Here is a 25,534-nt window from a genome sequence, read left to right on the forward strand (position 1 = left end):
GGCTTTTGTACATAGCTTTTGGAGAAATTAAGCTAGAAAAGACCAAGACTTTACAGGAAAGGAAAATATTAAAAAAAAATTAGACTTTTATTAAAAATTCTTTTAAGCTTTTAAGGTATAATCATATGGTATCTAACCATGGACAAAATAGAAGGGAGATGAAGATGGGAAAAATAAGAAAATCCTTGGCCAACTTTAGCCAAGGACTGAGATCCTTTTTCTCTAGACACAAAAAACTTGGAATTTTGGCTTTGGCCCTAGGGGTGGTCCTAGTGGCTATGGGGCTTAGCAAGGCCCTAAGGCCCGATGCTGGAATCCAGATTACAAAAAACCAAGTTGTGACCTTGAAGCACAAGGATGTAACCAATGCAGTCAATGAAACAGGAAAGGTGGTTAGCTCCACCTCTTTGGATGTCTATCCAGAAAAGCAGGCCCCCATTGTGGCCCTCCATGTGAAAGTGGGGGACCGGGTGGAAGAAGGAGACTTGATTGCAGAGCTGGATTCTACTGATATTCGCCAGCAAATTGCCGTCAAGGAAGCTTCGGCTGCGGCCCAGTCCAAGAGTCTGGGGGCACAAATTTCTGCGGCTAAAAACCGTCTTCAAGAGGCCCTAAGAGGTAAAAAGGATGGGACCAACCCCGGAATCCAAGGGGCCCAGTCCAGCCTAGTGGCTTCTTTTGATGCCTACAAGCAGGCCCAAAAGGTCTATGAGGACTATAAGAGATCCTTAGACCAGGGCTACAATCCAGAACTTTTGGCTGAAAAGGCAGAAAGGGACAACCTGGCCTACCAGGAAACCTCCAGCAATGTCAAGTACAGCCAATTAAAAGATGACCTGGCCCTGGCCAGTCAAAGGGCCATGGACAACCGGTCCAGAGCTGGACGCTTGGATGGTCAAGTTGCCTCTTTGAAAAATCGCCTGGATGGCTTGAACAATGACATCATCCAAGGAACAAAGCAAATCAGCAAAAAAAGCCGGGACCTGGAAAAAGAAATGGGTCAAGCCTCGCCAAGCCCCACTCCGGGATCTCAAAATCAAAACCAAGGTCCCAACCTGGCCAAAATCGAAAGCCTGCAAAAAGACCTGGACCAATTAAATGAACGGCAGGAAAGACTTCGCTTGGAAGTGGCCCAAGTGACAGAGGACATGACCAAACTCCAAGGGGACCGGGAAAAGTACCTGGCTGAAGCAGAGGCTTTGGATAAGGAAGTAGAAGGCATGGCCAAGACCCTACCCAATGCCCAAATTGAATTGGAAAAGGCCCAGTCTGATGCCCAACTCTCTGCCGACAAGGAAGTAAAAAATAAGAAGGCCCGGGAAGACCAATTAAAGACCTACAAGCAAAACATGGAGGTGGCAAAAAATGCCTATGACCAAGCCCTTGAAGCCCTGGAAGGAGCCAAGGTGGCTGCAGACAATGACATTGCCAACCTCAAGGATGGGGTCAAGCAAGCCCAAGCCGGCCAAAACAACATGGACCAAGCAGACCTTAAGTTCTTGAAAGAGTCCTTGGACCAAAGCTTGGTTAAGGCTCCAGTTTCTGGGACCATTACCCAGTTAAATGGCAAGTTGGGCCAAGTTCCAGCAGACTCTTTGGCCCGGGTGGAGACAGTGGACACCCTAAGGGTGGAATCCCACATCAAGGAGTACAACATCAATGATGTCAAGGTTGGCAGCCAGGTGGTTATGACTTCTGATGCAGTGGAAGGCAAGGAATTTGTGGGGGAAGTTGTCTCGATTTCGCCGGCTCCGGAGGAAAATCCTGAAGGAGCTGCCTCCAAGGATGTCTACTATAAGACCGTCATAGCTATCAAGGACCCAGACACCAGCAAGCTGGCTCCCGGGATGAATGTTCGAGTGAAATATATCCTATCCCAAGAAAAAAACACCTTTGCCGTACCTACGGATGCTGTCTTTGAACGGGACAAGGGCCACTATGTCCTATCCTTAAAAGACCTGGGTAAGAACCGTTACAAGACTGTCCTGACTCCAGTTAAGCTGGGCCTGTCCAATGACTTTGAAAGTTCAATTTCAGGTCCGGACCTCAAGGAAAAGATGAAGGTCCTTACCAGTTCTCAGGGCTATGGCCAAGACCAGGTTGTGACCATTATTGAAGCCCCCTTGGAGGGTCAAGATGGATAAGCTTATGACCATGCGGGACATTACTAAATCCTACAACATCGGCATGGCCAATGAATTGGAAATTCTCCATGGGATTGACCTGGACATCTACGATGGGGAGTTTATCTCCATTGTGGGCCAATCCGGGTCTGGTAAGTCCACCCTGATGAATATTATAGGTCTTTTGGACCGGCAGACCTCCGGAAGCTATGAATTGGCCGGAGTCAATGTCCAAGATATCAAGGATGATGGTCTATCAGCCTACCGGAGTCAAAAAATTGGCTTTGTCTTTCAAAACTTCAACCTGATTCCCCGGTCCAATGCCTTGAAGAATGTAGAACTACCCATGCTCTATGCCAAAGTTCCCAGGGCCCAAAGACAGGAAAGGGCCAAGGAACTTTTGGCCCTGGTAGATATGGAAGACCGGATGGACCATCGGCCCAATGAATTGTCCGGAGGGCAAAAGCAAAGGGTGGCCATAGCCCGGGCCATGGCCAACAATCCTGCTATTATCCTGGCCGATGAGCCTACAGGAGCCCTGGATAGTAAGACGGGCCGCCAGGTTATGGACCTCTTCCACACCCTCCACGAAAAAGAAAAAAGAACCATCATCGTCATTACCCATAATATGGACCTGGCCCAGGAGGCCAGCCGGATTTATGAAATGGATGATGGCCACTTAAGGGAGGTTTAGATGGACTTACTAGAAACCATTAAACTATCCGTTGAAGGTATTCGGACCAACAAGATGCGGTCTTTTTTGACCATGTTGGGGATTATTATCGGGATTGCCTCGGTTATTGGCATCACCACCATTGGGTCTTCCATGACCAAGTCCGTCAACCAGGCCTTTGATACCATTGGGAATTCTTCGGCTTATATTATGGTAGAAGGAAAAAACCCCGATGACCTAGATGGCCAAGGCCTGGTATACCCCGATGACTTTATTACCAAGGACATGATGGAAGATGTTCAAAAGTCCCAGGGGGACTTGGTGGAAGAAGTAGTCTACCAGGGACCAGAAGGACCGGGGGTCATCCGTCAAGATAAAAATCAAGTCAAGATCAACATCCAGTCCACCTCTCCTGGAGCGGCCAAAACAGACAAGGTCAAACTCCTGGCTGGCCGTTTTTTAAACCAGGAGGACGTGAAAAAATCAAAAAACGTCGCCGTTATTTCCGACAAGGTTTTGGACAAGATCTACAAGGGGGACGTGACCAAGGCCCTGGGGAGTGAAGTCAAGGTCTATAAGGATGGGGAATTGATTGTTTTAACCGTTGTGGGCATCTACCACTATGAAAAGGTCAATGTGGCCCTTTTGGGAGATGTCAAGGGAGAAACTTCAACCCTCTATATGCCCTATACCACAGCCTTTAAAGAAATCCCCTCAGACTATGACGATGAAGATATCTTCCAATATGTTCTCATTTCCCTAAAAAACCCAGGCCAGGCAGAAGAAGATTCCCAGGCCCTGGCAGACTATCTCAACCAAAAATACTTTGCCAACAACAGCCGGGCCCAAGTCCGGGTCTCCTCTGTCGTATCTGAAATGAAACAAGTGGGGTCCACCATGGCCGGAGTCCAAACAGCTGTGGCAGCCATTGCTGGGATTGCCCTGATTGTTGGGGGGATTGGGGTTATGAATATCCTCCTGGTATCCGTAACAGAAAGGACTCGGGAAATTGGTATCCGTAAGGCCCTGGGGGCGACAAAAAATGACATCCGCAAGCAGTTTATCATTGAATCGGTGATTCTTTGTAGCATAGGTGGGGTCTTTGGAATCCTTTTGGGAACCCTCTTGGGCCTGGTGGGGTCAGGGCTTATTGGGGCCCGGTCCCTACCCTCTATCTTCAGTGTCCTGGTGGCTGTGGGCTTTTCCATGGTCATTGGTGTCTTTTTTGGCTACTATCCTGCCAACAAGGCGGCCAAGTTGGATCCCATTGATGCCTTGAGATATGAATAGAAGATGTAAAGGAAGGCTAGAGAAAAAATAAAGCTGGAGTAAAATTTATCATTGACAAAGAAGGGCGCAAGTAATATACTATATAAGTACTTAACTTGTGCCCTTAGCTCAGCTGGTAGAGCACCTGACTCTTAATCAGGGTGTCGAGGGTTCGAGCCCCTCAGGGCGCACCAAGTTAGGGAAAATCGTGGAGATTGGTCTCCACGATTTTTTTATCTTCATTTAGGTCGAGTAGTCTTTAAAAGTAAAATATTTTAAAAAAGAATCCCCACTTGCCACTTTTTCAAGAGGGGATTTTATGATATAATCACTAATTGTAAAGAATATTAATTCACGGGGAGGTTAGAGGGGTCTATGAATAAGGCTAGGTCTATAGTTCATCGGCATGAAAAGCCCAAAAGTCACGAAAACAGGACTTTTGCAACTTTTTTTACCATAAAAAGAGGACTCTTGCTAGACTACTTGCCTGCAGCTTTACGCCTTAAAACTACATTGGGTTATCCTATGGATAACTTTATCCCTTTATTTGCATGAGAATGATTCTAAAGAAGAACGTTCTCTTTTTTTATTTTATGGAGGTATATGATGGAAAAATTGTATGAAGGAAAAGCAAAATTAGTCTACAAAACAGACAAGGATGACGAAATTATCATCCGCTACAAGGATGATGCAACAGCTGGAAATGGGGAAAAGAAGGCCACTATCCAAGGTAAGGGAGCCTTAAACTTGGCCATTACAACCCGTATTTTTGAAATGTTGGAAGAAAATGGCATCCACACCCACTACATTGAAACCCTTAATGACACCGACATGCGGGCAAAGAAAGTAACCATCCTTCCTCTTGAAGTCATTATCCGGAATATTTCCGCTGGTTCTTTTGCCAAACGCTATGGAGTAGAAGAAGGTATTGAATTCAAGGAACCAACCTTCGAACTTTCCTATAAAAATGATGACCTGGGAGACCCCTTGATGAATGAAGACCACGCTGTGGCCCTGGGCTTGGTTACAAGAGATCAATACGATGAAATTAAAAAGACAACCTTAAAGATCAACGACCTCTTAAAGGACTTCTTCCACGGTATTGGAGTGACCCTGGTAGACTTTAAGATTGAATTCGGTACTGACAAGGATGGAAACATTCTTTTGGCCGATGAAATTAGTCCTGATACCTGCCGTCTATGGGATGAAAAAACCAAGGAAAAATTAGACAAGGATATCTTCCGTCGAGACCTGGGCAACCTAACTGAAGGCTATCAAAAAGTCCTAGACCGTATTCGAGGATAATATGTGCGGGGTAATTGGTATTTACAATGAAAAGGGCGTATCAAAAAAGCTCTTTTTCGGCCTATCCAGTCTACAACACCGGGGGCAAGAAAGTGCCGGGATGAGTGTATCCAGTGGGTCTGAAATCATCCGGAAAAAGGGCATGGGCCTTGTCAGCGATGTCTTTAATAATGAAATTCTAGAGGACCTTAAGGGTCCTCTGGGGATTGGCCATGTTCGCTATTCAACAGCTGGAGGGAGTTTTGAGTTCAACACCCAACCCCTCATGGCCTTTGCAAAAAACACAACCATGAGCTTGGCCCACAACGGCAACCTCATTAACTATCAAATTTTACGGACCCGGCTGGAAGAAGACGGGATGATGTTCCAAACTACGATTGACTCGGAAGTAATTCTCTACTTAATTAGTCGCTACTACAATGGAGGGGACATTGTCCAAGCTGTCCGTAAGGCCATGGGCCTCATTAAGGGAGCCTATGCTGTAGTCTTGTTGTTGGAGGACAAGCTGGTGGCCTTCCGGGACCCCTATGGAATCCGCCCCTTGGTTTTAGGGGATACTCCAGACGGAGGCTGGATTGTATCCAGTGAAAATGCGCCTATTGATATTATTGGTGGTAAGTGTATCCGGGATATCCAACCTGGGGAAGTGGTAGTGATTGACCAAGATGGTCTTCAATCTTTCCCCATGGAAGAGGAACAAAAGCCCAAGCACTGCTCCTTTGAATATGTCTATTTTGCAAGGAATGACGCCACTCTGGACGGGGTAAATTCCTACAACTTCAGACGGCGGTGTGGGGAAATTTTATATGAAGAATTTCCTGTAGATGTGGATTTGGTTGTGGCTGTCCCTGACAGTGGGATTCCATCAGCCATTGGTTATTCTCAAGCATCCGGGATTCCCCTGGCAGAGGGCCTGGTCAAAAACCGTTACATGGGACGGACCTTTATTAAGCCCAGCCAGGAAGAAAGGGAAATGGCTGTTAAACTCAAATTAAACCCCCTAAGCCATGTAGTGAATGGCAAGCGGATTGTCCTCTTGGATGACTCCATTGTCCGGGGAACCACCTCGGCCAATTTAATTTCCAGGTTAAGGGAAGCTGGGGCCAAGGAAGTCCACATGCGGGTTACATCCCCACCAGTTATGAATCCTTGCTATTATGGCATTGATACGCCATCGCGGATTCACTTAATTGCAGCCAACCTGTCTGTGGGGGAAATTGAAGAAAAAATCGGGGCAGATTCCCTTCGCTTTATCTCTGAAGAGGGAATGGTAAAGGCAGCTCGAATTGCTGGAGACCACCTGTGCATGGCCTGCTTTGACGGCCAATATCCGGTGGATCCCATTGTATTATAGGAGGAACTATGGCATTAACATATGAACAAAGCGGTGTCAATATTTCGGAAGGCAATCGTGCCGTTGAATTAATGAAAAAGTCGGTGCAAAAAACCTATCGGGATGGCGTTGTGGGAGATATTGGTCTCTTTAGTGGGGGCTTTTCCCTCAAGGCCTTTAAGGACATGGAGGACCCCATCCTACTAGCTTCTACAGATGGGGTTGGAACCAAGATTTTGATTTCTCAAGAACTGGGCATCCACAATACCGTAGGGATTGACCTGGTGGCCATGTGTGTCAATGACTTGATTTGCCAGGGAGCCCAGCCCCTCTTTTTCCTAGACTACATAGCCAGTGGTCACTTGGAAGCGGAAAAAATCAGTCAATTGGTGGAAGGAATTGCCCAAGGCTGTTTGGATTCCATGTGCTCTCTCATTGGGGGAGAAACAGCAGAAATGCCAGGCCTTTACGGGGAAGATGAATATGACCTAGCCGGTTTTTCTGTAGGCATTGTGGACCGGGCCAAGATGATTGATGGGTCCAAGATTAAGGAAGGGGACTCCATTATCGGTCTGGCTTCCTCAGGAATCCACTCCAATGGCTACTCCCTGGTTCGTCGCTTGTTTTTAGAAGAACTGGGAATGAAGCTGACAGCCCCCTTTAAGGGGACAGACCAAAGCCTGGGCCAAGTTCTTTTGACTCCCACCAAGCTCTATGTCAAGGCCATTTTAAATCTCTTGGACCAAGTGGACCTCAAGGGGATTGTCAATATTACTGGTGGAGGCTTTGTGGAAAATATTCCTAGAATCCTACCTGAAAACCTAAATGCCCGGGTCCATGTCAATAGCTGGGAAAAACTTCCCGTCTTTAAGGCCATTGAAGAATCGGGCATGGTGGAATTTGAAGAAATGTACCGGAGCCTTAACATGGGCATTGGCATGGTCTTGATTTGTGCCCCCCAAGATGAAGAGGCAGTCCTAAAGAGTCTTGCAGAGTCCGGGGAAGAAGCCATGAAGATTGGGGAAATTGTCCAAGGGAACAAGGTATGCGAACTTATAAAATAGCCGTCTTTGTCTCTGGGTCCGGGACCAACTTCCAAAGTATCCTAGATGCCATGGACCGGGGGGACTTTCAATCCAAGGTCCTCCTTTGCCACAGCAATAAGGAAGATGCCTATGGCCTGGAAAGGGCCAAAAAGCATGGCATTGACTGTCTTGTATCCAGGGACGATGACGAGATTTTACAGGCCTTAGAAAGCCGGGGCATTGACCTAATTGTCCTGGCCGGCTACTTAAGAATTTTAAGCGATTATTTTTTGGAAAATTTTAAGGGCTTGATTTTAAATATCCACCCCTCCCTCCTGCCCAAGTATGGGGGCATGGGGATGTATGGAATCCATGTCCATGAGGCAGTTTATGCCCATGGAGAAAGGGAATCTGGAGCCACAGTCCACCTGGTTACTGGGGTGGTGGACGGGGGACAAATCATCCTCCAAGAATCCACCGGAATTGAGGACTGCCACAGTCCGGAGGAAATCCAAGCCAAGGTTTTGAAAATTGAACATAGGCTACTGCCCAAGGCAATAGCCCACTTAGAGGAGGTATGAAATGACGTATGCATTGTTGAGTGTCACGGATAAAAGAGGAATTGGAGACCTAGCTCGGGGCCTGGTCCAAAGGGGCTATAAACTCCTATCCACTGGGGGAACCATGAAGGCCATCCAAGATGCCGGAGTTGAAGTAGAAAATATTTCTGCCTATACCGAGTTTCCGGAAATGTTAGATGGTCGGGTCAAGACCCTCCACCCCAAGGTTCACGGCGGTCTTCTTTACCGTAGGGACCTGGAGGACCATGTTAAGACCATCAAGGACCATGGGATTGAATCTATTGACCTGGTGGTTTGCAACCTCTATGACTTTGAAGGTCACTTGGAAAAACAAGCTCCCCATGAAGAGATGATTGAAAACATCGATATCGGGGGCCCCTCTATGATCCGGTCAGCCGCCAAAAACTACCAATCTGTCTATGTCCTGACAGACCCAGAAGACTATGAAGATGTCTTTAAGGCCATGGACGGGGAAATTGACGACAAGGCCTTTAGGGAACGCCTGGCTATGAAGGCCTTCTCCACCACAGCCTACTATGACGCCATGATCAGCCGCTATATGCAAGATCGCCTGGGAGAAAAGGCCAAGACCCTAACCCTGGGTCTCAAGAAAGTGTCTGACCTCCGCTATGGGGAAAACCCCCACCAAAAAGCGGCCAGGTACCGGGACCCCATGGTGGATTCCTACTACAAGTCCATCCAACAATACCAAGGTAAAGAATTGTCCTTTAACAACCTAAACGACTTAAATACCGCCTTGGAATTGGTTATGGAATTTAAGGACCCAGCTTGTGTGGCCCTAAAACATGCCACACCCTGTGGGGTAGCCAAGGCAGATACAGTCTACCAAGCCTATGAAAAGGCCTTTGAAGCCGACTCTTTATCAATCTTTGGTGGCGTTGTGGCCTTTAACCAAGAAGTAGATGGCAAGACAGCAGAAAAAATGGTAGAAATCTTCTTAGAAGTTGTGGCTGCACCGAGTTTTTCAGACCAAGCCTTGGAAGCCTTTAAGAAGAAACCCAACCTCCGTGTCCTAGAATTTGACCCTAAAAAGCAAACAGCCTCTATGGATATTAAGTTCACTTCAGGAGACTTTATCATCCAAGAAAAAGACAAGCTGGCCCATACAGATTGGAAGACAGTGACCAAAAAAGAAGCCAGCCCTCAAGAAGTCAAGGACTTGGAATTTGCAGAATTGGTCTGTAAGTATGCCCGGTCCAATGCAGTGGTTGTTGTAAAAGATGGACAAACCCTGGGAATTGGTGGGGGCCAAACCTCAAGAATTTGGGCCCTGGAATCCATCCAAACCCACCACAAGGACCGAGACTTTACAGGGGCAGTCCTGGCCAGTGACGCCTTCTTCCCCTTTGACGACTGCGTCAAGCTGGCAGCCAAGATGGGCATCAAGGCCATTGTTCAACCTGGTGGATCTATCCGAGACGAGGATTCTATCAAGGTTTGTGACCAAGAAGACATGGCCATGATTTTTACAAATACACGTCATTTTAGACATTAAGGAGTTCGGAATGAAAATTTTGATTTTAGGGAGTGGAGCTAGAGAGCATGCCCTGGGCTATGCTGTGAAAAAAGAAGGTCGCTCACTATACTTTTTGCCTGGAAATGCCGGGACCCAAGACCTGGGAAAAAATATAGACCTGGCCTTAGAAGACAAGGAAGCCATTGTAGACTTTGCTAAAAAGGAAGGAATTGACTTTACCCTAGTGGGACCTGAAGCTCCCCTGGTAGGGGGAATTGTCGATGCCTTCCAAGCAGAGGGCTTAAAGATTTTTGGTCCCAAGGCCAAGGAGGCCCAATTGGAAGGGTCCAAGACCTTTGCCAAGGACTTTTGCAACCGTCATGGCCTCTTGACAGCCAAGGCCTATGCCTGCCAAGAAGCCCAAGAAATCCGCCAAAGAGCCCAAGAACTTTTGGATGCTGATGGCACGGTGGTTTTAAAGGCTGATGGTTTGGCCGGGGGCAAGGGCGTTGTCATTGCCAAAAACCAAGAAGACATTGAAGACTTTATCCAAAGGGTCCAAGAGGGAGCCTTTGGAGAGAAGAAAGTTTTAGTGGAAGAATTTATCCCTGGCTTTGAAGTGAGCATCCATGCTCTAGTGGATGGCCAAAAGGCCCTGCTCCTTCCCAGCGCCCGGGACCATAAGAAGATATACGACAATGAAAAAGGCCCCAACACCGGGGGCATGGGGACCTACAGCCCCAATGACCAAGCCGACATCTACCAGGATGAAATTGAAAAAGACATCCTGGCCCCCTTTATGGAGGGCTTGAAAAAAGATGGCCTGGACTTCCATGGTGTCATCTTTATCGGCTGCATGATTTCTCAAAAGGGAATCTACGTTTTAGAATTTAACGTCCGCTTTGGAGACCCAGAAACCCAATCCATCCTAAACCGGATTGATGAAGACATCTTAGACCTCTTCCAAAAGACCATGGAAGGTAACTTACCTGACCAAATTAAAATCAAGGACAACAAGGTCCTAACCCTGGTTTTAGCCTCCCAAGGCTATCCTCTGGCCTATGAAAAGGGCAAAGAAATTAACCTGGAAGACTTGGACCAAGACGTCCTTATTTACCACGGGGGAACCAGCTATCAAGATGGAAAGCTAGTGACTTCTGGTGGTCGGGTCCTGTCCATTACAGGCCAAGGCCAAGATTTTGAAGAGGTTAAGAAAAAAGTTTACCAAGCTGCTGAGCAAATTCACTTTGAAGGCAAGACCTACCGCAAGGACATTGGACCCACGGTGTCTCGGGTCTATGTGGCCAAGAAGGACCCCTTCCAAATCGAAGCCAAGAACCTGGAGACAGAATTGGAAGAACTCCTGGGTCATCCTCTAAAGATCAAGGTCTACCAACGCTACGACATTGAAGGCCTAAATGAGGAAGAAGAACAAGAAGTGGCCCGGACCATCCTGGCAGAACCTCCGGTAGATGACCTCTACCTGGGAGAGGATGCTCTTCAAGTTCAAAAGGACTTTAAAAATCCCCTGGTTGTTCAATACCACCAAGGGCAATTTGACCAAAGAAACCAAGGGGTCCTAGACACCATCCTGGTGACCCTGGGACGGGACGACCTGGCCAGCAAGACTGCCAAGGTCTACGACTTTGACCAAGTGACTCCCCAGGATATGGAAAAAATTCGGACCTTCTTGGTTAACCCTGTGGATGAAGAAGAAGGACAAGTCCTGGGAATCCCCACCAGTCTCAAGGAAAACTTTAAAGTAGAGGCTAAAAACCCCGTCTACCAAGGCTTTATAGGCTATAGCCAAAAGGACCTTCAAGACTTTTTAGAAGACCAAGGCCTGGCTATGAGCTTGGAAGACCTGGCCCTGGTTCAAGACTATTTCAAAGATCTTAACCGGGACCCCAATGTAACAGAAATTGGCTTGATTGACACCTATTGGTCAGACCACTGCCGCCACACCACCTTTAATACGGTTTTAGATATCCAGCTGGACCCAGTGAAGACCAAGTTGGATGAAACAATCCAAAAGACCCTGGAAGACTACCTGGACCTGAAGACCAGGGTCAAGAAGAAAAAACCCGTCACCCTAATGGACCTGGGCACCATCGTGGCCAAGTACCTAAAGGAAGAAGGAATTTGTAAAAAAATTGAAGTATCGGATGAAATTAATGCCTGCTCAGTCTATGTAGATGTCACCATTGAAAAAGACGGCAGGGAAGAAGTCATCCCCTATCTTTTGATGTTTAAAAATGAAACCCACAACCACCCAACGGAAATCGAACCCTTTGGTGGAGCATCCACCTGCCTGGGTGGAGCCATCCGGGACCCCTTGTCTGGTCGATCCTATGTCTACCAATCCATGCGGGTCACAGGAGCCGGGGACCCCTTTACTCCCCTGGACCAAACCCTCAAGGGAAAACTTCCCCAAAGAAAGATTTGCCAAAATGCCGCCAAGGGCTATTCTTCCTATGGAAACCAAATCGGCCTAACTACAGGCCTAGTGGAAGAATGGTACCATCCAGGCTACCTAGCCAAGAGGATGGAAGTTGGGGCTGTGGTGGGAGCAGCTCCCCAAGAAAATGTCAAACGGCTAAAACCTGTTCCGGGAGACTTGATCCTCCTGATAGGAGGACGGACAGGCCGAGACGGCATTGGAGGAGCCACTGGTTCTTCCAAGGCCCATGACCTTTCTTCCATTACAGAGTCTTCTGCCGAAGTCCAAAAGGGGAATGCTCCCATGGAAAGAAAGCTACAAAGGCTCTTTAGAAACCCCCAAGTGGCCCAAAAAATTAAAAAGTGTAACGACTTTGGTGCTGGAGGAGTTTCTGTAGCCATTGGAGAATTGGCCGACTCTCTAGATATTGACTTGGACCAAGTTCCCTTGAAATACCTGGGTCTCCAACCCAAGGAAATTGCCCTGTCGGAATCCCAAGAACGGATGGCCATCCTAATTGATGCCAAGGACTTGGACTTTATCCAAAAAGCCTGTGTCGAAGAAAATGTAGAAGCCAGCCTTGTGGCCAAGGTTACAGACACTGGCAAACTCCACATGACCTATCGGGGGCAAACTATTGTGGACCTAGACCGGAGCTTCTTGGATTCAGCTGGAGCCAGCCGGGAAAACCAAGCCCGGATTAGCAGTGAAGGCCTTCCCGACTTCTTCTTGGAAGATGGAGACCTGGAAGACCTGCCCAAGAGGTTGGAAGACTTAAATATGGCCAGCCAAAAGAACCTCATCGAACGTTTTGACACCTCCATTGGTCGGGGATCCTTGGTAGTTCCCCTAGGAGGAAGAGACCAGTTAAGTCCCGTCCACGGAATGGCAGCCTTGATTCCCAGCCTGGAAGGCCAAAGTAAAACCGGGTCCATTATGGCCTACGGTTTCAACCCCTTCCTGGCAGACCAAAGCCAATTCTTGGCCGGCTACTATGGTGTTTTAGAATCCCTGGCCAACTTTGTAGCCCTGGGAGGAGACATCCATGAAGTCTACCTGAGCTTCCAAGAGTACTTTGAAAAATTGGGCCAAGACCCTCAAAAATGGGGCAAGCCCTTAAAGACCCTCCTAGGAGCCTTCTCTATTACTAAGGAATTAGAAATTCCCGTTATTGGAGGAAAGGACTCCATGAGTGGAAGCTTTGAAGACCTAAATGTTCCTCCAACCTTCCTGTCCTTTGCCTGTGGACCCTGTCCAGCAGACCAGATCATGACACCGGAATTAAAGGGGATTGGAAAAATTGGCCTTCTGGCAGTTCCCCGTCAAGAAGATGGACGAGTGGACCTAGATGCCTGGTTGGAAAACCTAGAAACAATCAAGAAGGAAAACCAAGCTGGCAATATTTTAAGCCTGACAGCCATCAACCACCGGGGCATCCTGGTGACCCTGTTTGAAATGGCCATTGGGAACCGGGTGGGCCTGGAGGTCAAAACAGAAGACTTCTTCCTGCCTCGTTATGGAGACTTTATACTGGAATACAAGGAAGACATTCCAGGAGTTCAAGAACTGGGAACCTGCCAAGGGGAAGACTTTACAGTTAACGGCCGGACCTTTGCCTACCAAGATCTCTTAAAGGGATATTTGAGTCGCTTTGACTCCATCTATTCCCCCACCATCCAAAGTCGGGATATCGACTGGACCAAGAGGGTTAAAATCAAAGACCGGCAAGAAAAATCCAAGCATCCTGTGGCCAAACCCAAGGTCATCATTCCCGTTTTCCCGGGAACCAACTGCGAATACGATACAGCCGCTGCCTTTGAAAAAGAAGGAGCCCAAGCGGAAATCTTCGTCTTCAACACCTTGAGCCCGGACCATGTCAACCAGTCCATCCAAGACCTGGCTGAAAAAATCAAGTCCGCTCAAATCCTGGCCCTGCCTGGAGGTTTTTCCATGGGAGATGAACCCGATGGATCAGGTAAATTTATTGCCAATGTCCTAAGAAACCCCAAAATAAAAGAAGCCATTGACGTTCTCTTAAAAGACCAAGATGGCCTGATGCTGGGAATTTGTAATGGTTTCCAAGCCCTGATTAAAACAGGCTACCTCCCCTATGGTCAAAGCAAGGTCTTGGACCAAGAGGACCCAACCCTCCATTACAACAATTCAAACCGCCACATTGCTAAATTCGTCCAAACCAAGGTTTTATCCAACAAGAGTCCCTGGACCCGGAGGCTTTCTACAGAAAAAGACTATCTTGTCCCCATTTCCCATGGGGAAGGTCGAGTCATTATTTCTGAGAGTATGATGGAAAAATTGTTGGAAGGAGACCAAATTGCCACTGTCTATAAGGAAAGTCCCAATGGGTCCTTCTATGGCATTGAAGGCCTTATGTCACCAGATGGAAAAATCCTGGGGAAAATGGGCCATTCAGAAAGAGTTTGTGACCAACTATACAAAAATATACCGGATGTGGAAATTCAAGAAATTATCGGCTCCGGTGTCGACTTCATGAGGAGGGACTAATGAGAAATAAGTATGAAAATCCCTTGACCAGCCGCTATGCCAGCAAGGAAATGTCCTATATCTTTTCCGACGACCACAAGTTCCAAACCTTTCGGAACTTGTGGATCGCCCTGGCCAAGGCGGAAAAGGAACTGGGACTGTCCATTAGCGACCAACAAATTCAAGACCTGGAAAGGGTCAAGGAAGAAATTGACTACCAAAGAGTAGCAGAAATTGAAGCCCAAACCCGTCACGACGTCATGGCCCACATCAAGGCCTATGGAGAATTGGCCCCTTCTGCCAAGGGAATCATCCACTGGGGAGCCACCTCTTGCTTCGTCACAGACAATACAGGCCTAATCCTTATGCGGGAGGGCCTGGACCTGATCTTGAAAAAGCTAAAGGTCCTCATTAAGCAAGTTCGGGACTTTGCCATGGACTACAAGGACCTGCCCATCCTGGCCTACACCCACTACCAACCGGCCCAACCCACCACCCTGGGCAAGAGGGCCAGCCTTTGGCTCTACGACCTCTACATGGACTATGTAGAAATCCAAAGACGCCGGGACCTCCTCCGTTTGAGAGGGGTCAAGGGGACCACAGGAACCCAGGCTTCCTTTATGGAACTCTTTGAAGATGGGGACAAGGTGGACCAATTGGAGGACTTAGTGGTCAAGGCCATGGGCTTTGACAAGGCCTATGAAGTGACAGGCCAAACCTATTCCAGAAAGGTGGACCAAGAAATCCTGGCCTCCATCAGCAGCCTGGCCCAAACCATGCACAAGATGACCAACGACCTAAGGATGATGCAACACCAAAAAGAAGTGGAAGAACCCTATGAAAAGGGCCAAGTCGGTTCATCTGCCATGGCCTACAAGCGAAACCCCATGCGGTCCGAACGGATTTCTTCCCTGGCCAAGTATGTCATCCAGGCTGCCGGCAACGGGGCCCTGGTCTATGCCACCCAATGGTTTGAACGGACCCTGGACGATTCAGCCAACCGGAGGATTTCCATTGGAGAGAGCTTTTTGGCCATGGACGCCATCTTGGACATTGCTATTAACGTCAGCCAAGGCCTGGTGGTCCATGAAAAGATGATTGAAAAAAATCTCAAGGCAGAACTGCCCTTTATGGCAACAGAAAATATCCTTATGGAAGCCGTAAAAAGAGGAGGAGACCGGCAAGAACTTCATGAACACATCCGGACCCATTCCCAGGCAGCTGCAGCCCGGGTCAAGGACCAAGGCCTATCCAATGACCTCATTGACCGGATTATTGCAGACCCAGCCTTTGGCTTATCCGAAGCAGAGATCCGGGACCTGATTTCTCCGGAAAAATTCGTGGGACGCAGTCCTCAACAAGTGGAAAGATTGGTCAAGGAAGTCATTGACCCCATCCTCCAGGATGTGGAAGACTACCATGCCCAATTGCACGTCTAAAAGGAGGACTGGAATGGAATTAATCGGATATAAAAAATGCTCAACCTGTAAAAATATTGAAAAACTCTTGGACCAAGAGGGCCTGGACTACCACTACCGGGAAATTGACAAGGAAACACCCTCTGTGGAGGAACTGAAAGACCTCCACAAGAGGTCAGGCCTAGATATTCAAAAGTTTTTTAACTCCTCAGGTATGGTCTACCGGGAATTAAACTTGAAAGACAAGCTCAAGGACATGGACCTGGAAGAAAAATACAAGCTTCTAGCCTCCAACGGCATGTTGATTAAAAGACCCATCCTGGTGACCAAGGACCAAGTCCTGGTGGGACCCCAGGTAAAAAAATATCTCTTAGGAGAATAAATGAAATCCCCCCATCTACGGATGGAGGGATTTTTTGCTTATAGACAAAATAAATGGTCTGTGTAAAATTTAAAAAAACTTTACCTGGCTGAAAAAGAAAACTTACATGGGTATGGTAGGATAAAAGAAGTTAAGTTGACATGAAATAGGGGGAATAAAATTGAAAGAAAACCAATTAAAAGTAAAAATTTTTACAGCTTTGACCCTGGCAATGGGGGTTGCCTCTCTTGTACTATTGATTTTAAAGGTGGTCTCTACAGAAAGTGCTTTAATTCTCCTGTCTTTAGGACTTGTATGCCAGGGATTTTTGAATTTGGAAAAAGGAAATAAGCTTACTTCCAAGTGAAAATGTAAAAGCAAAAAGCGATTAAGATTTTTCTTAATCGCTTTTTGCTTGGATGATGATTTTTGGTCACACAGAATAGTGGTGGAAGCTAATGAGGCCAATGGACAGGAGGACAAGGAGAAGGAGAAAGGGGGCCAGGCCCACAAAGTGGACGGTGGACACAAAAAAGAGGAGGAGGCTACAGACCCCAATACTGGGCATGAGGATGGTGAAGGCCTTGTAACCAGCCCGGTAGATTTCCAATTGTTCTCGTTCGTCGGAGGATTCCAGTCTTTTTTTGGCATAGGAAAAGGACAGGGTGTCACTATAGAGGTCGGGCCGGTAGCTATGGATAAAGTCCACCAGTCTTTTTTGGAAATAGACCAGAAAGACTGAGAGAACAATGAAATAGACCAGGGATAAAAAGATGGTTTTTACACCAGGATTTTGGTTGGGACTCCTAAAGAGGCTGCTAGCCATATAGAGCATAAAGAAGAAAAAGTTAAAGACGCTAGCTAGATGGATATAGAGGTTGGATCGTTTGATGGAGCCTTCTCGTAAAAGGTCCCGGTCCAGGGCCAGGTCTTCTGAAACTTGTTTTTTCCCTCGAAAATAAGCTCCCAGGGCCAGGAGGGTCAAGGCCAGGGGAAGGACCAGGTAGATGGTAAAGGCATGCTTGAAGTAAAAGGCTTCTAAATTCCGGTTGAGGGAGAGAAGGAGCTCATCTATTTGGATTCGAGATGCAAAGATTCCTGTCAAGGCTCCCAGGACCATTAAAAGGATTAGACGGACAGTAAAGTTACTTTTCAATTTTTTCATGGGGAACCTCCAATTTCTCGATGTCTTCTTGGATTTCCTTCAGGTCAGGACGACGGTGGACAGACTTTCTATTGTAGGGACTAAAAATAAAGCTTCCAAAAAGGACCAACATCAAAAGTCCATTAATTAGGACAGATGGCCAGGTTAGGACTTGGTTTTCAATAACAGAGGGGTCCATATTTTTGCTAAAGAGCAGGAGTAGGTTGTTGTTAAAATAGTGGATCAAAACCGGGGTCCAAAGGGACTTGCTATAGTTATAGGCAAAGGAAAAGAAGATTCCATAGCTGACACAGACAAAAAGCTGGTTGACCAGGCTCATGAGGCCACTTCCCGGAGCTGAATAGAAAAAGAGGTTGAGGGGGAGGTGCCAGATTCCCCAGGCCAGGCCCAAAAGGAGGGTTCCCTGGACCATGCCAAACTTCTTTTGCAAGAGAGGTTGGAGGTAAAAGCGCCAACCAAATTCTTCTCCAAAGAAAAAGATATAGGTTAGAGGAAGGTTTATTATTAAAGCTAGAATATAGAGGAACCTTTCTTTAGTCAGATAGCTTAAAATTTCTCCCGAATTCCCTTCTAAGAAGGTGGATAAAAAGGCCCTTAAAAAATAAAGTAGTAAGAAGATTCCCAGGGTGCCTAGGATTCTCTTTTTATGGGAAAGGTCTAAATGAAAGGACTTTCTCAAACCTTTAGGCATACGAAAGATGACCACTAAAAAGATTAGGGAAAAGAGACTAGCCAGGATTCCCTGTACTATAGTTAGGATTCCTTGCACTAGAACAGGGGGAAGGCCCTTAATAAACAGAGAGGCCAGACTGGCTAAGAGATAGAGTATGGAAAAAACCAGATAGGTAATACAAAGGGTTTTTAGCTTTCCAGGCTTTTTTTCTGTCAGCAAAATTGCAATCATAACGCCTAGGGCAGGAGTCAGCATTTGAAACTGGGGAAAGAAAGAAATATTCAATCCCTTGCTCTTTCCATAATAGATGAGTCCTCCCAATAAAAAGGGCAAAAGGTAGGCAGTTAAGAGAAAAATTAAGGCTTGTTTTTTAGTTTTAGTCATGGTTTTCATCCTCCTTGTAGGTAAATAAGTCTTCAACCTGGCAATCCAAAACCTGGGCCAGCCGGAGACAAACCACAATGGAGGGGTGGTAGTCTCCTCGTTCGATTAGGGAGATGGTTTGTCGACTGACTCCCACCAGGGCTCCCAGGTCGGCCTGGTTGTACTTGTGTTCTTTTCGTTTTTCTTGAAGGCAATTATAGAGGGGCATGGCAAATCCTTTCTTAAAATTGACAAGTATATTTGTCAATTCTTATTATAATTATGACAAGTATCTTTGTCAATAAGAAAAAGAAAAAATCCAACCGCCTAGACGGTTGGACCTTTACTTTTTAAATCAATCTACAGTTTGGAAGACCCGGCCATTGGAAATATCATAGTGGCCTAGGATACTTTCAGCTTCTTGGCCATCTACCAGGAAGCGGACGCCGTCAATTTCAGAAAAACTGCTTAGGCTCTTGACGATTTGGCCGATAAAGAGTTCTTCGTCCAAGTCGCCGCCACCGGCCAAGGCAGACTTAGCAACATCAACCACGGCAATGGAGTCTTCCACTTGGACCTTTAAGATCGATCCCTTGGGGACGAAGTTTGTGGCATCCTTTAAGGGGTCATCTGGGTCGTCGGAGGGATAGGGGCCCTTTTCCAAGAGGTCAATAACAGCAGCTGCAAGATTGTCCTTGTTGGAATCGTAGCTGATAGAGCTTGGTGCTTGAATGTATTTGGGTTCGGCAAGTCCTTCTTGGACATAGGCCTTGCTGGGGAAGAAGAGACTACCTTGAGTCTTGATGGTTTCTTGGTCAGCTTCTTCTGTCGGGGCATCCTTATTTTGGGTCACTTGGACTTGATTGGAGTCCTTGTTACTTGTATTTTCTTGATTTTGGTCTGGAGCCTTGTCACAGGCCAGGGTCAAGACCATAAGACCCACCAAGGTCAAGACCCTTAAGAATAGTTTTTTATTCATAAATAACCTCCATTAGTGTATAATAGTCTTATTCTGTTTTTACCCAGAAATGACCAAGCTACACAAAATTTACCTTGAATAAAGAAAAAGATTAAGGGTATATAAATTAAATGGAAAGAATAGAAAGGACGTAGCAAGTTAAATGAAAAAAAAGGATAAAAAACCGAATAAAAACAAGCAATGGTTTAAAAAACCCATGTTTTTATTTTACGCTATAGCCATTATCGGCGTTTTTGCCTTTCAAGCTCTAGTCTATCCCAAGCTGCAGGGCCCCAAAGAAGAAGTAAAAGTTGTGGGTTATGGAACTTTCTTAGACCAACTGGCAGAAGGGAAAATCAACCAAGTCCATGTGGCAGACAAGAAAATAACCTATGACCTCAAGGTCCCAGGTAAGAAAGAAGGGCCCAAGTATGAAACGGCCCGGATGGAAGACCTAAACTTGGTGGACCGACTCCACCAAGGGAAGATTGAAGGGTTTGAACGAATCTACCCTGTGGAAATCAACCCAGTTTTAGGGTCTATTGTCAGCTTTGTCTTGACCTTTGTCTTCTTTATAGCAGTAGCCCAGCTCCTGATGTATATGCTCAACAAGCGGATGGGAGAAGGCGGCGTAGGCCCCATGAGTTTTGGCAAGTCCAATGCCAAGATCTATGACCAGTCCGTGGAAGGCATGACCTTTGACAATGTGGCCGGCCAAGATGAGGCCAAGGAAGCCCTAAAGGAAATTGTGGACTTCCTCCACAATCCCAAAAAATATGCAGCCATTGGGGCCAAGCTTCCCAAAGGAGCCCTCTTGGTAGGTCCTCCAGGAACAGGGAAGACCCTTATGGCCCAAGCCGTAGCTGGAGAAGCCAAGGTTCCCTTCTTCTCCATCTCTGGGTCTGAATTTGTTGAAATGTTTGTAGGTCTGGGGGCCTCCAAGGTCCGGGACCTCTTTAAACAAGCCAACGAAAAGGCCCCCTGTATCGTCTTTATCGATGAAATTGACACCATTGGGAAAAAACGGGACGGGGCCGGATTTTCTGGAAATGATGAAAGAGAACAGACCCTCAACCAACTTTTGGCAGAAATGGATGGTTTTGAAGGCAAGTCCGGAGTCGTAATCCTAGCCGCTACCAACCGGCCTGAATCTCTGGACCCGGCCCTCTTAAGACCAGGCCGTTTTGACCGACGGATCCCTGTAGAACTTCCAGACTTAGCTGGTCGGGAAGCCATCTTAAAGGTCCATGCCAAGAAGATTAAAAAAGATGCCAACATCGACTACAATGCCATTGCCCGGGCCACAGCCGGAGCTTCCGGTGCAGACCTGGCCAATATGGTTAACGAAGGGGCCCTGAGGGCCGTTCGCCAGGGCCGGAGTGAAATGACCCAGGAGGACTTAGAAGAATCCGTTGAAGTAGTCTTAGCAGGCTATGAACGGAAAAACATGGTCATTAGCCCCAAGGAAAAAGAAATGATTGCCTACCATGAAGTGGGCCATGCCCTGGTGGCAGCCATGCAAAGTGATTCCGCTCCAGTCCACAAGATTACCATTATCCCCAGGACTTCCGGAGCCCTGGGCTACACCATGCAGGTGGATGAGGAAGAAAAATTCCTCATGAGCCAGGAAGAAGCCTACCAAAAGATTGTCACCTTTACCGGGGGACGGTCTGCCGAAGAATTGATCTTTAATACCCGGACTTCCGGAGCCTCCAATGACATTGAGCAGGCCACCAAGATTGCCCGGGCCATGATTACCCGTTTCGGTATGAGCGACAAGTTTGGCATGGTGGCCATGGAAAGTGTCACCAACCAATACCTGGGCGGGGACACCAGCTTGCAAGTATCTCCCGATACAGCCCATTTGATTGACCAGGAAGTCGAAAAACTCATTGCCAAGGCCCACAACCAGGCCATCACCATCTTAAAAGAAAATATGGAAGCCCTCCATGAAATCTCCCGCTACCTTTTGAACAAGGAAACCATCACCGGGGAAGAATTTATGGAAATTTTGGCCAAGTACAAATAAAAGAACCGATTTTTTCGGTTCTTTTTTCTCTTTTGTGGTAAAATAAGAAAAGAAAATAGTTTCTTACATTAAAGGAGGAAAAGATGAAAAAATTATTTCCAATTCTGGCCATCCTCTCCCTCCTAGTCCTGGTGGCCTGTCAGCCCCAGGCCAGTCCGGAAGGAGCTGGAGAAAAGCCAGAAATTAGCCAAGAGAGAATCTTGGCCGACTTAAAAGAAGCCGATGAAAAAGACAATCCCTATAAAAGAGGCGACTACATAGCCTATAGCTTGACCATGGTAAAAGAAGTGGAAGAAGGCCAAAAAACCTCCGTTCTTCTTTGGGTCTGGAGCCAGGGCTATAGCTTTTCTCAAGGGATTTTTAAAGCCGAGTCCGGCTATTCCATGCCCATGAAGCTGGTCTATGGATCCCAAGATGGGAAGCTCCAAGAAATCATCCAGCCCCGAGATGGATCTGAGTACGCCCCTTCGGTTTTAGAAATGGCCGGAGGAGATAAAAAATTAGCAGACAGCTTGATGGAAAGACCCGATTCCCAGAAAGACTATGACCAGCTCATGGAAAGTCTGGCTCAAGATGCCAAGGCCAAGGGTCTGGAAGGCTTTAGCCATAAGATAGACCAAATTCCCGGCTATGAAAAAGATGTAGTTTATATCAAGACCGGACCCAACCACATTCCCGGAACAGTGGAAATTGCAAAAAAAGCAGACTATGACCAAGCCAAGGCCCGGCTGGGGACAGAAAACTGGACCTACTGTCCCAGTGTCCTCTACCATGAAAAAACTGGCCTGGCCTTGGAGTCCATTATTGATTCTTTTGAAGACTAGGAGAAGGCAATGAAAAAAATCTTAAAAATCCTCCTTGGCCTGGCCTTAATTTGCCTAGTGGCCTGCCAAGGAGAAAAAGAAGCCAGCCAATCAGTCCTGGCCCCCATGGTCCGGATCAAGGGCCGGCTCTACCTGTCCACCGGCTATGTCAACAGCCTGGTGACCTGTGGAACGGCCGATGGACAAATTACATCCACCGTCCCCAATAGCCAAGAACCCCGGGAAGACAACCAGTCCAACTTTGGCAAGGGCTATGACTGGCAGGTTTGGGAGGGAGGCTATGTCAATGTAAAAATTGGCGACCAGTGGATCCTCTTCCAAAATATAGCCATGGATAGCAATCAAATTCCCACCTGTGTGGCCCATTTCAAGGCCCGGGTCCTGGAGACAGAAGAAGACCGACTTTTAGTCCAAGCCACAGAAATAGACGACGGGTTTGTCTTACTTAAAAGAGCATTGACCAAGCCCATTAGCCTGCCCATAGACAACCTAGACTATGCCAAAGATGGCCAGGTCACGACACAAGGTCTAGAGGGCAAGGAAGTGGAAGTTTGGTTTGACGGCAAAATCGACCAGGAGGAGCCGGAAAAATCCACCCCTATTTTCCTGGGCCAAATCTACAAGATCCAGGTCCTGGAAGACTAAAAAGAGTCTAGAAACAAAAAATAGAGGACAGGTTTAATTTTTCATTAGACCTAGATTCCTAAAAAGACAAGACCCCCTGTAGATGGAACAGGGGGCTTTTTTCTAAAAGTTCAATTGTACCTCCCAGCCAATATTTAGTATAATAAAAGTGAAAAGGAGTGGACTTATGAACTACAAGGACTATCTAGAAAGAGAATTGAAAACCGCCTTTGGATGTACCGAACCCATTGCCATTGCCTATACTGCGGCCAAGGCCAAGGAGGTCTTGGGCCATGAGCCGGACCGGATCCAGGCCGACCTGTCAGCCAACATCATTAAAAACGCCCATAGCGTCTATGTACCGGGAACCCAGGGGCGTAAGGGTATCGATATTTCCCTGGCAGCCGGGGCCCTTTTAGGTCAATCGGCCCATGAGCTGGAAGTTTTAGCCCATATCGACCAGACCAGGCTGGAGGATTGCGACCGTTTTATCCAACAAGGTCGGATCCAGGTCCAGTTGAAGGAAAATGTGGCCAACCTCTATATCCAGGTGACAGCCTACTACCAAGATTCCTATGCCCGGGTCCTTGTGGTGGATGAGCACACCAACATTGCCCGGATTGAAAAAGATGGAGAGGTTCTCTATCAAAAAAACCAATCCATCCAAGAAGAAGTCCAAGTGGATTTTTCCTTTGATAAAATCTATGACTATGCTCAAACAGCCGACCTAAAAGACTTTCAGGACCTTTTAGACCGGGAGATTTCCTATAACTATGCCATTGCCCAAGAGGGCATCCAAAACCCCTGGGGGTCTGGTATTGGTCGTCTAATCCTAGAAAGACACCCCCAAGACCTGAGAGAAAAAATTGTAGCCTATACAGCTGCTGGGTCCGACGCTCGGATGTCCGGAGCAGAAAACCCCGTGGTCATTAACTCCGGGTCTGGCAACCAAGGAATTTCCGTCTCCGTCCCCTTGATTGTCTATGCCAAGGAAAAAAACCTAGACCGAGAAGACCTCCAAAGAGGGCTTTTGTTTGCCAACCTCCTGGGCCTCTACCAAAAGAAAAATATCGGCAAACTGTCCGCCTATTGTGGGGTTGTTTCTGCAGCCTCCAGCGCCATTTGCGGCCTTGCCTTTTTAAAGGGAGAAGACCGGCAAGTCATTAAAGAAACCTTGGCCAACGCCCTAGCCGTCAATGGGGGCATCCTCTGTGACGGAGCCAAGGCCTCTTGTGCCATGAAAATCGCCTCCAGCCTTAGAAATGCCTTTTTGGCCTACGACCAAGCCAAGGCCGGCCAGTCCTTCAAGGCCCAGGATGGGATTGTCAAAGACGACATCGACCAAACCCTAGAAGTTGTGGGCAATATCGCCCGCTACGGCATGAAAAAAACAGATGAAGTGATTTTAAATGAAGTCTTGGGCAACCGGGATTATTTAAAGGAATTTGAATAGGGAGAGGAAAACTAAAAAATTGCAAAAATGCTTAATTTGTGTTTACAAATATTGTGAGGAAGATTTAAATTTAACTGATTTAACCAGTAGCAGTATTAAGTCATTACACAGTGACAACTTATAAAAGCATATAGCATATTAGGAGATTAGATTTGTCAAAAGAAATAAAAAAATTTGAGCCAGAAAATTTTGAACTTGAGATGAATACTGTTTGGAGCTTTCCCGAGAGAGGGAACTGGGCAACTCATGATGCAAAATGGAGGGGGAATTGGTCTCCTTATATACCAAGGAATATTCTTTTGAGATATTCTAAGGAGGGAGATTATGTTTTGGATCAATTTGCTGGAGGAGGTACAAGTCTAGTTGAAGCAAAATTATTAAATAGAAATATACTTGGTTTGGATGTTAATGATACTGCCTTAGAAAGATGTCGCGAAAAAATCGATTTTGAATACAAATATAACCCAAAAATTGTAATAAAAAAAGGAGATGCAAGGGACCTATCATTTTTAAAAGACGAGAGCATTGATTTGATATGTACGCATCCGCCTTATTCAGACATCATTAAATATAGCGAAGGGATTGGAAATGATCTGTCTTTGTTAGGAATGAAAGATTTCTTAAAAGAGATGAATAAGGTAGCAGAAGAATCTTTTCGTGTATTAAAAAAGGATAAATTTTGTGCGATTTTAATAGGGGATATGCGAAAAAAGGGTCATGTTCAACCACTAGGATTTGCTGTAATGAATATTTTTTTAGAAGCCGGCTTTGTTTTGAAAGAAATTATATTGAAAGAACAGCATAATTGTAAAGCCACAGGCTTTTGGAAAACCAACAGCATTAAATATAATTTTTTATTACTAGCACATGAATATTTATTTATTTTTAGGAAACCTCAATAGAATTCTATGATAAAATGTTTATATAGGCATATAAAA

At 46.6% G+C, this 25,534-nt stretch carries 21 protein-coding genes and 1 tRNA gene; 18 read left to right on the forward strand and 4 right to left on the reverse strand.

What is annotated here, in order from left to right; translation table 11 throughout:
* The first annotated feature begins 164 nt into the window (after positions 1-164).
* The 13 genes from CS898_RS04705 (at position 165) to CS898_RS04770 (ending at position 16,874) form a co-directional block, all read left to right on the forward strand.
* A complete protein-coding gene (locus tag CS898_RS04705) occupies positions 165-2,144 on the forward strand; it encodes an efflux RND transporter periplasmic adaptor subunit (RefSeq protein ID WP_159459126.1) in 1,980 nt (659 codons plus the stop codon).
* Positions 2,137-2,817 (forward strand): ABC transporter ATP-binding protein, encoded by a 681-nt coding sequence (locus CS898_RS04710; RefSeq protein WP_009431349.1) that lies wholly within the window; start codon positions 2,137-2,139, stop codon positions 2,815-2,817. Before CS898_RS04705 ends, CS898_RS04710 begins: the two co-directional genes overlap by 8 nt.
* On the forward strand, positions 2,818-4,086 hold the full coding sequence (locus tag CS898_RS04715) for an ABC transporter permease (protein ID WP_009430216.1): 1,269 nt from the start codon (positions 2,818-2,820) through the stop codon (positions 4,084-4,086). It abuts the gene before it with no gap.
* A 97-nt stretch (positions 4,087-4,183) separates the two neighbouring features.
* Positions 4,184-4,259: transfer RNA gene (locus tag CS898_RS04720), tRNA-Lys, on the forward strand.
* A 412-nt stretch (positions 4,260-4,671) separates the two neighbouring features.
* Positions 4,672-5,370: a phosphoribosylaminoimidazolesuccinocarboxamide synthase gene (gene purC, locus CS898_RS04730; RefSeq protein ID WP_009430518.1), complete on the forward strand. Its 699-nt coding sequence runs from the start codon at positions 4,672-4,674 to the stop codon at positions 5,368-5,370.
* A 1-nt stretch (position 5,371) separates the two neighbouring features.
* Entirely contained in the window at positions 5,372-6,724 is a 1,353-nt protein-coding gene (gene purF, locus CS898_RS04735) for an amidophosphoribosyltransferase (protein ID WP_099208290.1), read from the forward strand.
* A gap of 8 nt (positions 6,725-6,732) precedes the next feature.
* Positions 6,733-7,767, forward strand: coding sequence for a phosphoribosylformylglycinamidine cyclo-ligase (gene purM / locus CS898_RS04740; protein ID WP_099208291.1), 1,035 nt, complete (start codon positions 6,733-6,735; stop codon positions 7,765-7,767).
* Positions 7,749-8,309 carry a phosphoribosylglycinamide formyltransferase gene (purN, locus tag CS898_RS04745; protein WP_009430584.1) on the forward strand — a complete coding sequence of 187 codons (561 nt, stop codon included), beginning with the start codon at positions 7,749-7,751 and terminating at the stop codon, positions 8,307-8,309. Before purM ends, purN begins: the two co-directional genes overlap by 19 nt.
* A 1-nt stretch (position 8,310) precedes the next feature.
* The gene (gene purH / locus CS898_RS04750) at positions 8,311-9,825 is read left to right on the forward strand and encodes a bifunctional phosphoribosylaminoimidazolecarboxamide formyltransferase/IMP cyclohydrolase (protein WP_099208292.1); all 1,515 of its coding nucleotides are present in this window, start codon (positions 8,311-8,313) and stop codon (positions 9,823-9,825) included.
* Positions 9,826-9,835: 10 nt separating this feature from the next.
* A complete protein-coding gene (locus tag CS898_RS04755; protein WP_099208293.1) occupies positions 9,836-14,749 on the forward strand; it encodes a phosphoribosylformylglycinamidine synthase in 4,914 nt (1,637 codons plus the stop codon).
* Entirely contained in the window at positions 14,749-16,167 is a 1,419-nt protein-coding gene (purB, locus tag CS898_RS04760; protein ID WP_099208294.1) for an adenylosuccinate lyase, read from the forward strand. Before CS898_RS04755 ends, purB begins: the two co-directional genes overlap by 1 nt.
* A 13-nt stretch (positions 16,168-16,180) precedes the next feature.
* A complete protein-coding gene (locus CS898_RS04765; RefSeq protein ID WP_009431174.1) occupies positions 16,181-16,528 on the forward strand; it encodes a Spx/MgsR family RNA polymerase-binding regulatory protein in 348 nt (115 codons plus the stop codon).
* A gap of 160 nt (positions 16,529-16,688) precedes the next feature.
* A complete protein-coding gene (locus CS898_RS04770) occupies positions 16,689-16,874 on the forward strand; it encodes a hypothetical protein (RefSeq protein ID WP_009430711.1) in 186 nt (61 codons plus the stop codon).
* 66 nt (positions 16,875-16,940) lie between these two features.
* Here the strand turns inward: CS898_RS04770 and CS898_RS04775 are convergent, their stop codons facing one another.
* From CS898_RS04775 to CS898_RS04790, 4 genes are all read right to left on the reverse strand, one after another.
* Entirely contained in the window at positions 16,941-17,672 is a 732-nt protein-coding gene (locus tag CS898_RS04775) for a DUF3169 family protein (protein ID WP_099208295.1), read from the reverse strand.
* Complete coding sequence (locus CS898_RS04780; protein WP_159459127.1) at positions 17,653-18,729, reverse strand: CPBP family intramembrane glutamic endopeptidase; 1,077 nt, start codon at positions 18,727-18,729, stop codon at positions 17,653-17,655. The genes CS898_RS04775 and CS898_RS04780 overlap by 20 nt, the downstream gene beginning before the upstream one ends.
* Positions 18,722-18,976, reverse strand: a complete 255-nt coding sequence (locus tag CS898_RS04785; RefSeq protein WP_306345822.1) for a helix-turn-helix transcriptional regulator — start codon at positions 18,974-18,976, stop codon at positions 18,722-18,724. Before CS898_RS04785 ends, CS898_RS04780 begins: the two co-directional genes overlap by 8 nt.
* An 87-nt stretch (positions 18,977-19,063) precedes the next feature.
* On the reverse strand, positions 19,064-19,687 hold the full coding sequence (locus CS898_RS04790; RefSeq protein ID WP_099208298.1) for a GerMN domain-containing protein: 624 nt from the start codon (positions 19,685-19,687) through the stop codon (positions 19,064-19,066).
* A gap of 142 nt (positions 19,688-19,829) precedes the next feature.
* Between CS898_RS04790 and ftsH the strand changes: the two genes are divergently transcribed.
* The 5 genes from ftsH to CS898_RS04815 all read left to right on the forward strand — a co-directional run bounded on the left by ftsH (position 19,830) and on the right by CS898_RS04815 (position 25,498).
* Positions 19,830-21,695 (forward strand): ATP-dependent zinc metalloprotease FtsH, encoded by a 1,866-nt coding sequence (ftsH, locus tag CS898_RS04795; RefSeq protein WP_099208299.1) that lies wholly within the window; start codon positions 19,830-19,832, stop codon positions 21,693-21,695.
* 83 nt (positions 21,696-21,778) lie between these two features.
* Positions 21,779-22,519, forward strand: coding sequence for a hypothetical protein (locus tag CS898_RS04800; protein WP_099208300.1), 741 nt, complete (start codon positions 21,779-21,781; stop codon positions 22,517-22,519).
* Between the two features lie 9 nt (positions 22,520-22,528).
* Positions 22,529-23,164, forward strand: coding sequence for a hypothetical protein (locus CS898_RS04805; protein WP_099208301.1), 636 nt, complete (start codon positions 22,529-22,531; stop codon positions 23,162-23,164).
* Positions 23,165-23,330: 166 nt separating this feature from the next.
* A complete protein-coding gene (locus tag CS898_RS04810; RefSeq protein WP_099208302.1) occupies positions 23,331-24,596 on the forward strand; it encodes an L-cysteine desulfidase family protein in 1,266 nt (421 codons plus the stop codon).
* A gap of 152 nt (positions 24,597-24,748) precedes the next feature.
* On the forward strand, positions 24,749-25,498 hold the full coding sequence (locus CS898_RS04815) for a TRM11 family SAM-dependent methyltransferase (RefSeq protein WP_099208303.1): 750 nt from the start codon (positions 24,749-24,751) through the stop codon (positions 25,496-25,498).
* The last annotated feature ends 36 nt before the right edge of the window (positions 25,499-25,534 follow it).

Source organism: Urinicoccus timonensis (genome assembly GCF_900232945.1).
In the GTDB taxonomy this organism is placed as follows: Bacteria; Bacillota; Clostridia; order Tissierellales; family Peptoniphilaceae; genus Urinicoccus; species Urinicoccus timonensis.